This is a genomic window from Chryseobacterium daecheongense (assembly GCA_027920525.1).
Classification (GTDB): Bacteria; Bacteroidota; Bacteroidia; order Flavobacteriales; family Weeksellaceae; genus Chryseobacterium; species Chryseobacterium proteolyticum.
The window spans coordinates 3,236,729-3,250,626 of the sequence record CP115858.1 but is presented as its reverse complement, the minus strand read 5'-3'; the positions used below and the strand labels follow the sequence as shown (position 1 = coordinate 3,250,626).

Genomic DNA, 13,898 nt, shown 5'->3' with positions numbered 1-13,898 from the left:
AGTTTTTATTCTAAATATACCATTTGGTATATTTTCATATATTTGCATATAATTTCATGATTATGTCAAAAGCAGAAAAGACCAAACAGTTCATTATTGAGACTACTGCTCCCTTATTTAATAAGAAAGGCTATCTCTCAACGACGCTTTCGGACATTACGGAAGCAACAGGACTAACAAAGGGCAGTATTTACGGAAATTTTGAAAACAAAGATGAAGTAGCTCTTGAAGCTTACAAGTATAACTCAACTTTTCTGAGTAGAAGCATGTCCAGATCACTAGGAGAAGACTTTCCTCTGGCTGTGGATAAATTAAAAGCTATTGTCAATTTTTACCGTAAAAGCTGGAAGGATGTTTTCGTTAATGGAGGATGCCCGCTGATGAATGCCGCTACAGAGTCTGATGACACTTTTCCTATCCTGAAAAATCAGGTTACTCTATCTTTTCAGGCCTGGATCAAAAAAATTTCAGCAGCTATTCAGGAAGGTCAGCAAAGCGGAGAATTAAATGAAAAAGTAAATGCAGATGAAATGGCCTCATTATTCATTATGCTTATTGAAGGTGGTATACTTCTTTCCAAAACAACAGGTCATGAGACCTATCTGAACCTTGCTTTAGACAGGATCCTTTTAATCATAGACCAGGAACTCAATATTATTCCATCATAAATTTTTATCATATGGAAACAAAAAAAGTGGCCATCGTAGGATACAACAGAATTCCTTTTGCCAGAATGAACACTGCTTATGCAGATAAAGGGAATCAGGATTTGCTGCTTTCTGCTTTAAACGGACTGATTGACCGTTATCAGCTCACAGGAAAACTACTTGGTGAAGTTGCAGGCGGAGCAGTTATTAAACACATATCGGAAAGCAACCTCATCAGAGAAACAGTAATGAATACATCTCTGGATCCGGCAACTCCGGCATGTGATCTTCAGCAAGCATGTGATACGGGAATCGAAGCAGCTATATATATTGGGAATAAAATCGCCCTTGGACAAATAGAAAGCGGTATCGCCTGCGGAGTAGAAGCTATGAGCAATATCCCATTCGAATCGTCCCCCAAATTGAGAAAGGCTCTTTTAAAAGCAAATAAAGAAAAATCAGCTTTTGGAAAGCTGAAACATCTCTTAAGCCCGTCATTGAAAGACTGGATGCCTATTCCATACAAGGGACAGGAACCTAAAACAGGATTGGTAATGGGTGAACATACTGAAATTACCGCAAAATATTATCAGATATCACGTGAAGACCAGGATCAGCTGGCTTTCAAAAGTCACCAAAATATGGCTAAGGCTTACGAGGAAGGATTCTTCAGTGATATGATCACACCCGCATTTGGTTTAGAGAAGGATAATAATTTACGCCTTGATACCAGCCTTGAAAAACTGGCTCAGTTAAAACCCGCATTTGATAAACAAAACGGAACACTCACTGCAGGAAATTCTACTCCATTTACAGATGGGGCCTCTGCTGTCTTATTGGCCAGTGAGGAATGGGCGAAGGCCAACAATCTTCCCATCCTGGCCTATATTACCTTTTCCGAAATAGCAGGAATAGAATATGTGGAAAACAGACAAAATTTACTTCTTGCACCGGTTTTTGCCGCAGACAGAATGTTGAAAAAAGCAGGAATGAACCTTGAAGATTTTGATTATTACGAAATCCACGAAGCTTTTGCAGCACAAGTTTTGGCAACAATTAAGATCTGGGAGAATGATGACCTCGCCAAAAAATTTGGATTAGAAAAAGCTTTGGGAAAAATAGACAGAAATAAGCTGAATGTAAAAGGCGGAAGCCTTGCAGCTGCCCACCCGTTTGCCGCAACCGGAGGCAGAATTATCGCTACACTGGCTAAGCTTTTAAACCAAAAAGGAAGCGGGAAAGGTTTTATTTCTATTTGTGCAGCAAGAGGGCAAGGTATCATCATGATTATAGAAAAGTAAAAGTATTATATGGATCGATTAGAACAATTAAGACAATTTATTGGAAAAGAATTTGATCAGTCCCCTTCCCCATTTATGAAATGGCTGAATCCTATTGTAATTTCTGTAGAGGAAGGAAATCTGGAGTTTCAATATACCATTCGCCCGGAATGGCTGAATCCAATCGGTAATCTTCATGGCGGAGTAACCGCGGCTATTGTGGATGACATCATCGGTGCTACGATGTTTTCCTTAAATGAAAATTCTTTCATTACAACCATAAATAATGTCATCGATTATTTTTCAACTGCGAAAGAAAATGATAATATTGTAGCCGAAACTAAAATCATTAAAAGGGGGAAGCAATTTGTAAATGCCCAATGCGAGATATGGAACGCAGATAAAACAAGACTCATTGCTAGAGGAACCTCCAATTTATTTAAAATCAGTAACTAAGTATGAAAAGAGTTGTCATTACAGGACTGGGTGCAGTTACACCCTTGGGAAACAATGTCGCAGATTTCTGGCAAAACAGTATTAATGGAGTAAGCGGAACGGCTTTAATCAAGCATTTTAATGCTGAAAAATTTAAAGTTCATTTTGCTTGTGAGGTAAAAGATTTCGACCCTAAAAAATATTTGAACCATAATGAAATAAAAAGAAGTGACCTCTTCACTCAGTATGCAATGTATGCCTCTGCTGAAGCAATTGAAGATTCAGGATTGGATTTTGAGACGATGGATCCTTTTGATACAGGTGTTATCTGGGGAACAGGACAGGGAGGTATGCTAACCTTCGAAAATGAAGTCGCAGAATATTATGGTGGTGAGGGCATACCGCGTTTCAATCCGTTCTTCGTTCCAAAATTCATTGCCAACATGGCTTCAGGAATGATTTCTATGAAATACGGACTGCAGGGAATCAACTATACGACAGTTTCCGCGTGTGCCACCGGAAATACAGCTTTAATGGATGCTTTTAATTATATCCGTTTGGGTAAAGCAAAAGTAATCATCAGCGGAGGTTCAGAGGCTGGTATTACTCCAGCTTCCGTGGGCGGATTCTCCGGCATGAAAGCAATGTCTACGCGAAACGACGATTTTGCTACAGCAAGCCGTCCTTATGATGTAGACAGAGATGGTTTTGTAATCGGTGAAGGAGCAGGATCATTGGTCCTTGAAGAATATGAACATGCCAAAAGCAGAGGAGCAAAAATCTATGCCGAACTGGTAGGTGCTGCCATGACAGCAGATGCTTATCACATGACCGCTCCGCATCCTGAAGGAGCAGGTGCTATAAAAGCTATGCAGCTGTCTCTTAACGAAGCCGGAATTAATGCAGAAGATATCGATTATATCAATCCCCACGCAACCTCAACGCCTTTAGGAGATCTTATTGAATTAAAAGCGATCAACAGCCTTTTCAAAGGAAGTAAAAAACTTGATATAAGTGGTACAAAATCAATGACAGGGCACTTATTAGGGGCAGCGGGTGCTGCGGAAGCCATACTTTCAATTAAAGCAATTGAGAACGGAATCATTCCTCCAACCATTAATCTTCACGAGATAGATCCTGCCATCCCTAAAGATGTCAATATCGTGTTTAATGAGGCTAAAGAAAAAGACATTACCTATGCTTTAAGTAATGCTTTCGGATTCGGTGGACATAATGCGACCTTGATTTTCAAGAAGTTTAGCTAAGGAATTAGTTTAATAAAATAAAAAAGCAGTCAAAATTGACTGCTTTCTATTTTATTCTGATTCAGGAATAAAAAAATCATCTCCACCCTCTTCAATTGGAATATAAAGTCTTTCCCATTTTTCTCCTTCCACTATTTCCCAACTATGTCCAACTCCATCAGTATCCTCTGCTATAAGAATTATTCCCGGTTCAATTAGAAATGTAGAACCATCACTAACTTTAAATAAAATATTTCCTTTTAATGTGATCACATACTGTCTCCGTGGAGCCGGATGCGTATGTTTTTCCCATTCTTCTGTTATCGTACTAATCCAAAAAGTCCTGGTATTCATGGGCTTCAAAGTGGGTATTTTACCTTTCTCAAACCTGCTTGTCTGATCCGGATTATTCGATAACCTGAAAGCAGGAATATACTCACCTGTAGATTTCATACGACCTTTTAGTTTATGTTCAAATCGTCTTTATGCTTATTGATAAAAATTCTTATTAGGACTTTAACCATTCTGAAGAAGAAAGATAATTTTGATCCGGATAATAAATAAACAGACAATTTCTTCCTTTTATGGTATTAATAATTGGAGCCGTAAGGTCTTTCGGAATGGCAGGACATCCCCAGCTTCTCCCGATTCTTTTATGCATTGCTGCAAATTCTTCACTTACATAATTTGCTCCGTGCATTACAATCGCTCTTCTGTAAGCCGCATCATTAAATCCTTTATCCATACCAAGCAACCTTAAAGAATATCCGTTATCTCCGTTATAGGTAGCATCGGTAATATAGAATCCCATACTGCTTTGAAGCGAGCTTTCATTATTTGAAAAATTGGTTGCAAACTCCTCTCCTGTATTTTTACCATGGGCAACCAAAGAATTAAACAAAACTTTCTTTTCCTGTGTATCAATTACCCATAGCCTGTTGGTATTGGAGGACATCGAAAAATCGCAGACTGTCAGTAAATGTGAATCCTGACTCAGTAATCCTGCTTTTTTTAAATTTTCAAATCCTGTTAAGGCTTTAAAGAACACCTCTTCATTAAGTTCATGTCCTGGTGCGAATGCAATTGATTTATATAATTCTTCTGACGAAGATACCGCATTGGTTGTCTTCTCAGATTTCGTGTCAGCTACTCTTTCAATTTTTTCTGTGCCAATGGTTTCACTTCTTAAATTCGTTTTCTCCGGAGAAATGTAAAATGAAGTTGTAACCATGTACGCAAAGCCCAAGAGGCTATATAATCCTTTCATTCAATAACTATGTAAAATATAAATTAGTGGGGCAAAATTATAAAAACATAATTACGCGACAGGAAAAACAAACCGAAGTTTAACGCTATTTAAGAAACTTTAACTTCCTGATTCTGTGAATTAAAGCCGTTATTTTAATGCATTTCGGGTCAATTCCTGTCGCATTGATTTTATGCGATACTGCGATTTTACGGGTTTTGCTATCACATGATAAAATACTTCGCAAGGAATTCCTGCATATAAATCTTCAATAATTTAATATTCTGCAATAGGCATCTTTATATTAAGAAAATTCTTACTTATTGTAGATTCATTGAAAATAGTAAAGATCAGATAGAACTATTCATCGAAAATCTAGTTTTTAGAATCCGGGACAAATTCCAGACTTACAGAATTCATACAATAACGTAGTCCTGTTGGTTTGGGACCATCATCAAAAACATGCCCCAAATGCGAATCACAACGTTTACAAAGCACCTCTACTCTTTCCATTCCATAAGTTGTATCTCTTTTATAATAAACTCCTTCTTTATCCGCTTCAAAAAAGCTGGGCCATCCGCAACTGCTTGCAAACTTTGAGGTAGAGCGAAATAAATGGTTTCCGCAAACGGCACAATAATATTCACCTGTTTCATCGAACTCATTATATTTTCCCGTGAAAGCTCTTTCAGTAGCAGCTTCTCTTGATACGGCGTACAAATCGGGAGCCAGGATTTTCTTCCATTCTTCATTGGGAACTTCCAGTTTTGTGGTATCTGTTCTTGAATAGTATGGATTGTTTTTTGCTTCGTTTTCCATAGATGTAATTTTGATGGGTTATGATTCTGCGAATATGATTGCAGAAAAACAATTAGTATTAATGAAATTAAAAATTTCATAACCAAATTTACTAAATTTGATCATATGAATGATGAAGCCAAAAGAAAACAACTAAGAAAATACAAAGCATTTGCGACAGGATTATTTGTACTGATGGCAATTATTTTTGTCATTACAACAGTCCTTCAAAAGACAAATCCTTCACATTGGATAGGATACGTCCGCGCATTCTCCGAGGCTGCAATGGTGGGAGCCCTAGCCGATTGGTTTGCCGTAACCGCTTTATTCCGACATCCACTGGGGCTTCCTATTCCACATACCAACCTGATTGAAAACAGCAAAGAAAGACTCGGAGATAATCTCGGAAGTTTTGTAGTGACCAATTTCCTTTCACCACAGAACATACGCCCTTACATTCAGAAACTTAAAATATCCAATTTCGTAGGCGAATGGCTTACCAAAGAAAAAAACCAGGAAATTTTAATTAAAAATCTATCCGATATTGTTCTGGATATCCTCAATAAGCTTGACGATTCAGTGGTCAGTGATTTTATTACCAAAAAAGTCTCCGAAATGTCCAATGGGATAAAACTTAATGTGATTATTGGAAACGGAATTAATTATTTGCTGGATAAAAATGACCATCAGCGGATTATAACCAATCTATCAAAACAAATCAAAGAATACATCATTGAAAATGATGAGATGATCGAGGAGCGTGTAAAAAAAGGAAGCTATTCTTTTATCCCTTCATTTGTTGACAATAAAATTGCAGAAAAAATTGCCAATGGATTATCCGATTTCTTTAAAGAAGTGGAGGAAGATCCTCAACATGAAATCAGATCATTAATCTCAAAGAAGATCTATGAATTTTCATCGGATCTGAAAGAAGACCCGAAATGGGAAGGTGAGTTTAAGAACATTAAAAATGAGATCCTTAAAAACGATAAACTCAGCCAGTATTCGAATGACATCTGGTCTTCCATTAAAAACACTTTAACAAAAGAACTTCAGGAAGATCACTCCTCTTTAAAAAATTATATCTCCAAAAATTTAAATGAGTTTTCAGAGAACTTAAAAACTGACGAAAAACTTCAAAACAAAATAGATCATTGGGTACGCGTTACTGCCTATAAATATATTCTGAGAAACACTCACCAATTTGGAAACCTCATCAGCTCCACTGTCGGAAACTGGAAAGGCAAAGAACTAAGTGAGAAAATGGAGCTTGAGGTGGGTAAAGACCTACAGTTTATCCGTGTAAATGGTACATTAGTCGGTGGATTGGTTGGATTGATCATTTATACAATTGCTCATTTCTTTATTTAATACAACTAAAAACTAACCATAAAACCCGCATGAAAAAACTATTTTTATTACTCCTGTGTTCCATAGGCTTCTACTCCCTCGCTCAAAAAATAGAACTCAAAGTAGTTACTGATTCTTCCCAGATCTTTAAAGGGGAAGTTGCAGGAATTCCTGTTACCATGCAATTGCATTATAGGGGTATCGTGGATTGCAGCCAATATCAGCACTTTGTAGACGGCTGGTATTTCTACGATAAATATCAGAAAAAAATTCCGCTAACCGGCATCTACGATTATGGAAACCTATACCTCTATAATTTTGGAAATAAGCAAAAACAGAATTCAAAAATATTGGGAGAAAAAATCACATCACCTCAATGGATTGAAAAAGCTGACCGTATTGCTAAGACGCTGAACCCCAAAGAAAGCTTCATTTTTAAAAATGATCGGTCCAATAAAGAAGTCCAAGGTAAATTCATTTTAGGAAATAAGGCACAATCTGCAAGTTTGTTTACCAAAAACAACATGATCTACAGATTTAATAATTATCTGATCCTGCCCAATAATAAAAAAATAAACACCTATGATTTTATAGATTCTTACGGAGGTAATGAACTGGTATCATACGTTTCAGATCAATCGGGAAACAGGATTCTGTTATATTTTGAGCATACGTCCAATTTCAATGCCTGCGGAATGTGTGGTGCCAGTGAAGGAGAAAAGGGCTATAGGGTATTATACTTTACCAGCGACTGGAACTATAAAAAACACGAAGATTTTCTTACAGAAAGCTGTATCAATAATATTTACGATACTGTAGTAACCAAAACTAAAGATTCTAAAGTTTTAAAGTTCGCTATTAAAAAGACAACAACAAGCCCTGCTTATACCTTGGTTGTAGATCGTAACAATGCTTCAGTTACAAAATCAAAATAGATGCAAGGCCTGCCATTACTGATCAGATTTGGAATATGCTTCCTTATCTAGGTAATCTTGAAGCCCTTTTTAAAAGTTCTTTGTTGATCTCATTGATCAATTCCGGACCCTCATAAATAAATCCTGTATAAAGCTGGATAAGGCTTGCTCCTGCATCAAGCTTCTCAATTGCATCTTTTGCAGAATGGATTCCTCCCACTCCGATAATAGGAAATGCTCTACCACTCTTTTCAGAAAGAAAACGGATCACTTCTGTAGATCTTTTAGTTAGTGGCTTTCCTGATAATCCTCCTGTTTCAGATTTATTCTCGGAACTAAGATTCTCGCGGGAAAGTGTAGTATTGGTTGCTATAACTCCCGCTATTTTAGTATCTTTTACAATATCGATAATGTCCAACAACTGATCATCGGATAGATCAGGTGCTATTTTTAGAAGGATAGGTTTTGGATTGGCTTTTCCGTTATTCATTTGTTGCAAAGTTCCCAAAAGCTGAGTTAAAGGTTCTTTATCCTGAAGTTCGCGGAGGTTGGGTGTATTAGGCGAGCTTACATTAACAACAAAATAGTCTACATACGGGAAAAGTTTCTCAAAACAAATTTTGTAATCATTTACCGCTTCTTCATTAGGAGTTACTTTATTTTTCCCGATGTTTCCACCGATCAGTACATTTTTATTTTTCTTAAGCCTTTCAACAGCAGCATCTACTCCTTCATTGTTGAAGCCCATCCTATTGATAATGGCTGAATCTTCTTTTAATCGAAAAAGTCTTTTCTTGTCATTTCCCGGTTGGCCTTTGGGTGTAAGTGTTCCGATTTCCACAAAACCAAAACCAAGATCAGCGAGTTCGTCAAAAAGCACTGCATTCTTATCAAAACCGGCTGCCAAGCCTACCGGATTTTTAAATTTCAAGCCAAAAACTTCTCTTTCAAGACGTTTATCTTCGATTGGTTTAGGAAAAAATAGTTTGGTGAGAAATCCAAAATTCTTAAGCATTGAAAATGTTAAATGATGAACTTCCTCGGGATCAAATTTGAACAGAATGGGTCTGATGATACTTTTGTACATTGAAAAAAAGTTTGACAAAAATACTTAAATTAAAATTAATGGTCGTATTAACTTTTGATATTTTATCAAAAATGAAATTGAAACGGCAAAATATGAGAGGTTAAGAATACGAGCTCAAGTCGAAATTAAGAATGCCTCCTACTCTTTTAAACTCATCGTCTATCGTTGCATTTACCGTAATCCTTTCATTAGAAACTGGGTGATTAAAAACCAATTGATGGGCATGAAGCGTCATTTTGTTGATGCCAAATGTCTGAAGCCACAACTTGTTTTGTTTATTGCATCCATGCTTACGACAGCCTAAAATAGGATGCAGAATATGCTTAAAATGCTTTCTCAGCTGATGAAACCGCCCCGTTTCTGGAATGGCTTCAACTAAACAATATCTTGACGTCTGATGTTTTAAAAAAGGCAATTCTATTTCTGAAGTCTGTAAACGATGATAATACGTAACTGCTTTTTGCTTTACCTCGTCTTCATTAACTAAATCATAATCAATGGTTTCTTCTTCTTTTGCCCAACCACGAAGAATTGCGATGTATTTCTTTTCCACCTCCCGTGATGCAAACCGGTCACTCATTGTTCTCAAAGTTTCTTTATCTAGTGTAAACAGCAAAACTCCTGAAGTTTTTCTATCGAGACGATGCACCGGATAAACTTTTTGACCAATCTGCTTTCTCAGTTCCTGAATTGCATAAGTATCCGCTTCCCCGGAGTAAAAGGACTTATGCACCAGTAAACCGCTCGGTTTGTTGATGGCAATAAGATGTTCGTCGCGATAAAGAATTTCTAACATGGAGCAAAAATAGAGGATTCTTATCTATTTACTCTTAACTGCTACGGAAATACTATGAAAATTTTATAGTATACATTATTCCTCAAATTTCAAATGCGTATTGAAAAAAGGTAACATTTGATTTTCAATTCGTCCGTTTTCTTTGCTAACCTCACTTCCATGTGTTCCGATATATTCTTCGGCTTCATGCTTTATTTTTAATATTTCAAGATTTTTGCTTAAACTCATACAGCTTGGTGGAATATGCTTCAGCTCATCATTTCGGCCCCAATCAAATTTTATCGCCTTCAGTTTTTTGATGTTTTCATATTGCGTGAAAACCAGCTCTGAAGTAGAATTTTTCTTGAGTTCTTCTAGGACAGGAGCGTCTATTTTCAGATCATCTCCCTGAAAATAAAATGGGAGATCAGCAAAAAAAGGAGGCTTATTCACATTTCCGTTATAAGCTCTGGCAATGGCAAAAATAATATTGGTTCTTGAGTTTTCAGGTTTTGAAAGATCCTTGACTTCTTTAATATTCTGTACGTTTTTATAAGATTCAATTTCTGTCAAAGCAAAATACCTGGCATCCAGAATTCCCGGAGATAAAGCGTATACAGATGAAAAAACATCCGGATGAAGAAATGCATTTCGAAGCGCTCCGTTTCCGCCCATAGAATGTCCTGAAATTCCGCGACTGTCTTTACTGGAAATCGTTCTATAATTTTTATCAATAAACTCCACCAGTTCAAGAGAAGTGAAATCGGACCAGTTTCCGGAAGATTTCGAATTGGCATAGAAGCTTCCCTTAAAAACTGTACTTTCATCAGGCATAACAATAATTACAGGTTTTATCTTTTTTGCTTCGATTGCGCGGTCGATAATATGATTGATTCTATCACTGCCTACCAAAAGACTGTCATTCCAAAAAAAACCGTGTAAATAATATATAACAGGATACCTTTTTAAAGATTTTTCATAATCCGGAGGAAGATAAACTGAAATTCTCCGCATAGGGTTTTCACCGGCTTTGTTATGAAGTGTTTTTGCAGTAATGAAAGTTGTTACCACTTTTCCTTCAGGTATTTTCTGGGCAGAAAACAGATGAACAGACAAAATAAAAACCAAAAATATAAAACTGATTTTTCTCATTGTAAAATCTTTAATCAAAACAAATTTCGACAAATTGTCTCAAAATAAGACAATAAAAACAATCATATTCATTATTTCTTTCCAAAAAAATAGATTCTTAGTTCGCTAAAAATCAAAAGAGAAAGAAAATTTCTTTTTTAGCCGCTTTTTTTGTTGAATTTCATGATTTTGGAATCCAAATTCATATTTTTGCAAATCAGACGTAAAAAAATTATGGCAAAGCAAGAAGATGTTTTCAAGAAAGTGATTTCTCACGCTAAAGAATATGGTTTTATTTTCCCTTCCAGTGAGATCTATGACGGTTTATCCGCTGTTTATGATTATGGGCAGAACGGAGCTGAACTGAAAAATAATATCAAACAATATTGGTGGAAAGCGATGGTACAGCTTAACGAGAATATTGTAGGTATTGATTCAGCCATCCTGATGCACCCTACTACTTGGAAAGCTTCGGGCCACGTGGATGCATTTAATGATCCGTTGATTGACAACAAGGATTCTAAGAAACGTTTCAGAGCAGACGTTTTGGTTGAAGATTATTGTGCTAAAATTGAAGATAAAGAGAACAAAGAAATAGAAAAGGCAGCGAAAAGATTCGGTGATGCTTTTGATAAAGATCAATTTGTTGCTACAAATCCAAAAATTCTGGAGTACAAGGCAAAAAGAGAGGCGATTCTTTCCAGGTTGGCAAAGTCCCTTGAAAATGAAGATCTTGCTGATGTAAAAGCTTTAATTGAAGAGCTTGAAATTGCAGATCCTGATACAGGTTCCAAAAACTGGACGGAAGTAAGACAATTCAACCTGATGTTCGGAACAAAACTGGGAGCTTCTGCAGATTCTGCAATGGATCTTTATCTTAGACCAGAAACAGCTCAGGGTATTTTCGTTAACTTCTTAAACGTACAAAAAACATCACGTCATAAACTTCCTTTTGGTATTGCCCAGATCGGAAAAGCCTTCAGAAATGAAATTGTGGCAAGACAGTTTATTTTCAGAATGCGTGAATTCGAACAAATGGAGATGCAATTTTTTGTGGCACCCGGAACTGAACTCGAATTCTATGAACAATGGAAGCAAAAACGTCTGAATTGGCACCGTGCCCTAGGTTTAGGTGATGAAAATTACAGATTCCATGATCATGAAAAATTAGCGCATTACGCGAACGCTGCAGCAGATATCGAATTTAATTTCCCTTTTGGTTTCAAAGAACTGGAAGGTATTCACTCAAGAACCGATTTCGACCTCAAAGCCCACGAAGAGTATTCAGGAAGAAAGCTTCAGTTCTTCGATCCTGAAAGAAATGAAAACTATGTTCCTTATGTTGTGGAAACTTCAGTTGGTTTAGACAGATTGTTCCTTTCAATCTTCTCTCACTGCCTGAGAGACGAAGTACTGGAAGACGGTTCGGAAAGAACGGTATTATCTTTACCTCCTGCGTTGGCGCCTATCAAAGCTGCTATCTTGCCATTAATGAAGAAAGATGGATTGGCTGAATATGCAGAAAATATATTCAATGATCTGAAATACGATTTCAATCTATTCTACGAAGAGAAAGATGCGATCGGAAAACGATACAGAAGACAGGACGCTATTGGTACTCCTTATTGTATAACAATAGATCACGATTCTCTTACGGATCATACGGTAACCATCAGAGACAGGGATACAATGAAACAGGAAAGAGTTCCTGTAGCAGACCTGAGAAGGATCATTGATGAAAAAACCAACTTCAGAAATTTACTTTCTAAAATATAAATACAGAGCCCTGATTTTTCAGGGCTTTTTTTATTGCTATCCCCTAATTTATTTTAAATTTGTTTAAGACAGATCTTAAACAAATGCTAAAATATATTATCGGCGGAGCTGCTGCAGGTGTAGCTTTTGCTTACCTTTTCGGATATGATTATTTATTCAGTGGAATTTCCAAAACTTATCTGAAAGGTAAATCAAGTGCCAACATTGACGACGGAAAACTGTTTCCCAGCAATATTATTTCGACAGAGTCTCCAAAGCTTTGGGAAGAAGATCCTGCTTATAACAAAAGTACTTTACCTAAAACAATCGTTGAAAACCTCATCCAATCCAATACAGCCTCTTTTTTAGTGATTAAAAATGGAAAATTGCTTCATGAGCAGTACTGGAATGGCTATAACCAGCTTTCTAAAACGAATTCTTTTTCTATGGCAAAAGCAGTGACTGTAATGCTCCTGGGAAAGGCTCTTGAAGAAGGTAAAATAAAAAGTATTGACGAAAAATTCTCCAACTTTTTCGAAGATTTTAAAAACAAAGAATTAGGTAATCAGCTAACTCTTAAAAACCTGGCCCAAATGGAATCTGGCCTGGATTGGGACGAAGATTATAAAAATCCTTTTCGCCCTAATGCAAAAGCCTATTACGGAAGGAGTCTCTTAAAAGCTACTTTTTCAAAAAGATTTAAAGCAGAACCCGGGACGCGGTTTGAGTATCAAAGTGGTTCTACTCAGCTATTGGGATTTGCCATAAAGAAATCAATAAACCAAACACTCGCAAGCTACTTATCTGAAAAATTCTGGACTCCTTTAGGCATGGAGCAAAATGCCGAATGGAGTGTAGATAATAGCCGAATGGAAAAGACATATTGCTGTATTCATTCCAATTCCAGGGATTTCGCAAAGCTCGGACAGCTATTCCTGGATGATGGCAAGGTAGATGGTATCCAGGTTCTTAATTCTGATTTTATTGAGCTGATGAGAACCCCTACAAAAAAATCTGAATACATCTATGGGATGGGGCTCTGGATTAATCATGACAATCCTATTAAACACTATTATTTTCTTGGACTTCAAGGTCAGTATATCATTATGGTACCAGATCACAACATGGTTATTGTAAGAACAGGAAGCTATGAGAATTCCCCTAAAAATGACAGAGGAAGACCAGACCAGGTAAGATTTCTTGTGAATGAAACAGTAAAATTATTTAATTAAAAGG

The 13,898-nt window shown here is 36.8% G+C and carries 14 protein-coding genes; 8 read left to right on the top strand and 6 right to left on the bottom strand.

Annotated elements, in window-relative coordinates:
- The first annotated feature begins 62 nt into the window (after positions 1-62).
- Genes PFY10_14495 through fabF form a run of 4 tightly spaced genes read left to right on the top strand, consistent with a single transcriptional unit; the run spans position 63 to position 3,627 of the window.
- Positions 63-668, top strand: a complete 606-nt coding sequence (locus tag PFY10_14495) for a TetR/AcrR family transcriptional regulator (GenBank protein WBV55437.1) — start codon at positions 63-65, stop codon at positions 666-668.
- Positions 669-679: 11 nt separating this feature from the next.
- The gene (locus PFY10_14490) at positions 680-1,948 is read left to right on the top strand and encodes an acetyl-CoA C-acetyltransferase (GenBank protein ID WBV55436.1); all 1,269 of its coding nucleotides are present in this window, start codon (positions 680-682) and stop codon (positions 1,946-1,948) included.
- Positions 1,949-1,957: 9 nt separating this feature from the next.
- On the top strand, positions 1,958-2,383 hold the full coding sequence (locus tag PFY10_14485) for a PaaI family thioesterase (protein WBV55435.1): 426 nt from the start codon (positions 1,958-1,960) through the stop codon (positions 2,381-2,383).
- A gap of 2 nt (positions 2,384-2,385) precedes the next feature.
- Positions 2,386-3,627 (top strand): beta-ketoacyl-ACP synthase II, encoded by a 1,242-nt coding sequence (fabF, locus tag PFY10_14480; GenBank protein WBV55434.1) that lies wholly within the window; start codon positions 2,386-2,388, stop codon positions 3,625-3,627.
- Between the two features lie 51 nt (positions 3,628-3,678).
- Here the strand turns inward: fabF and PFY10_14475 are convergent, their stop codons facing one another.
- The 3 genes from PFY10_14475 to msrB all read right to left on the bottom strand — a co-directional run bounded on the left by PFY10_14475 (position 3,679) and on the right by msrB (position 5,671).
- Positions 3,679-4,059, bottom strand: a complete 381-nt coding sequence (locus tag PFY10_14475; GenBank protein ID WBV55433.1) for a hypothetical protein — start codon at positions 4,057-4,059, stop codon at positions 3,679-3,681.
- 55 nt (positions 4,060-4,114) lie between these two features.
- A complete protein-coding gene (locus PFY10_14470; protein WBV55432.1) occupies positions 4,115-4,873 on the bottom strand; it encodes a murein L,D-transpeptidase catalytic domain family protein in 759 nt (252 codons plus the stop codon).
- A gap of 354 nt (positions 4,874-5,227) precedes the next feature.
- On the bottom strand, positions 5,228-5,671 hold the full coding sequence (gene msrB, locus PFY10_14465; GenBank protein ID WBV55431.1) for a peptide-methionine (R)-S-oxide reductase MsrB: 444 nt from the start codon (positions 5,669-5,671) through the stop codon (positions 5,228-5,230).
- Positions 5,672-5,776: 105 nt separating this feature from the next.
- Here msrB and PFY10_14460 point away from each other — a divergent pair, with 105 nt between their 5' ends.
- Complete coding sequence (locus PFY10_14460; protein ID WBV55430.1) at positions 5,777-7,021, top strand: DUF445 domain-containing protein; 1,245 nt, start codon at positions 5,777-5,779, stop codon at positions 7,019-7,021.
- A 29-nt stretch (positions 7,022-7,050) separates the two neighbouring features.
- Positions 7,051-7,935 (top strand): hypothetical protein, encoded by an 885-nt coding sequence (locus tag PFY10_14455; protein ID WBV55429.1) that lies wholly within the window; start codon positions 7,051-7,053, stop codon positions 7,933-7,935.
- Between the two features lie 43 nt (positions 7,936-7,978).
- Here PFY10_14455 and PFY10_14450 read toward each other — a convergent pair whose 3' ends face one another.
- The 3 genes from PFY10_14450 to PFY10_14440 all read right to left on the bottom strand — a co-directional run bounded on the left by PFY10_14450 (position 7,979) and on the right by PFY10_14440 (position 10,928).
- Complete coding sequence (locus PFY10_14450) at positions 7,979-9,001, bottom strand: quinone-dependent dihydroorotate dehydrogenase (protein ID WBV55428.1); 1,023 nt, start codon at positions 8,999-9,001, stop codon at positions 7,979-7,981.
- Between the two features lie 100 nt (positions 9,002-9,101).
- A complete protein-coding gene (locus PFY10_14445; protein WBV55427.1) occupies positions 9,102-9,797 on the bottom strand; it encodes a pseudouridine synthase in 696 nt (231 codons plus the stop codon).
- Between the two features lie 75 nt (positions 9,798-9,872).
- The gene (locus PFY10_14440; GenBank protein ID WBV55426.1) at positions 9,873-10,928 is read right to left on the bottom strand and encodes an alpha/beta hydrolase-fold protein; all 1,056 of its coding nucleotides are present in this window, start codon (positions 10,926-10,928) and stop codon (positions 9,873-9,875) included.
- Between the two features lie 213 nt (positions 10,929-11,141).
- Here PFY10_14440 and PFY10_14435 point away from each other — a divergent pair, with 213 nt between their 5' ends.
- Both PFY10_14435 and PFY10_14430 read left to right on the top strand, forming a co-directional pair.
- On the top strand, positions 11,142-12,683 hold the full coding sequence (locus PFY10_14435) for a glycine--tRNA ligase (protein WBV55425.1): 1,542 nt from the start codon (positions 11,142-11,144) through the stop codon (positions 12,681-12,683).
- 83 nt (positions 12,684-12,766) lie between these two features.
- Positions 12,767-13,894, top strand: coding sequence for a serine hydrolase (locus PFY10_14430; GenBank protein WBV55424.1), 1,128 nt, complete (start codon positions 12,767-12,769; stop codon positions 13,892-13,894).
- Positions 13,895-13,898: the final 4 nt, after the last annotated feature.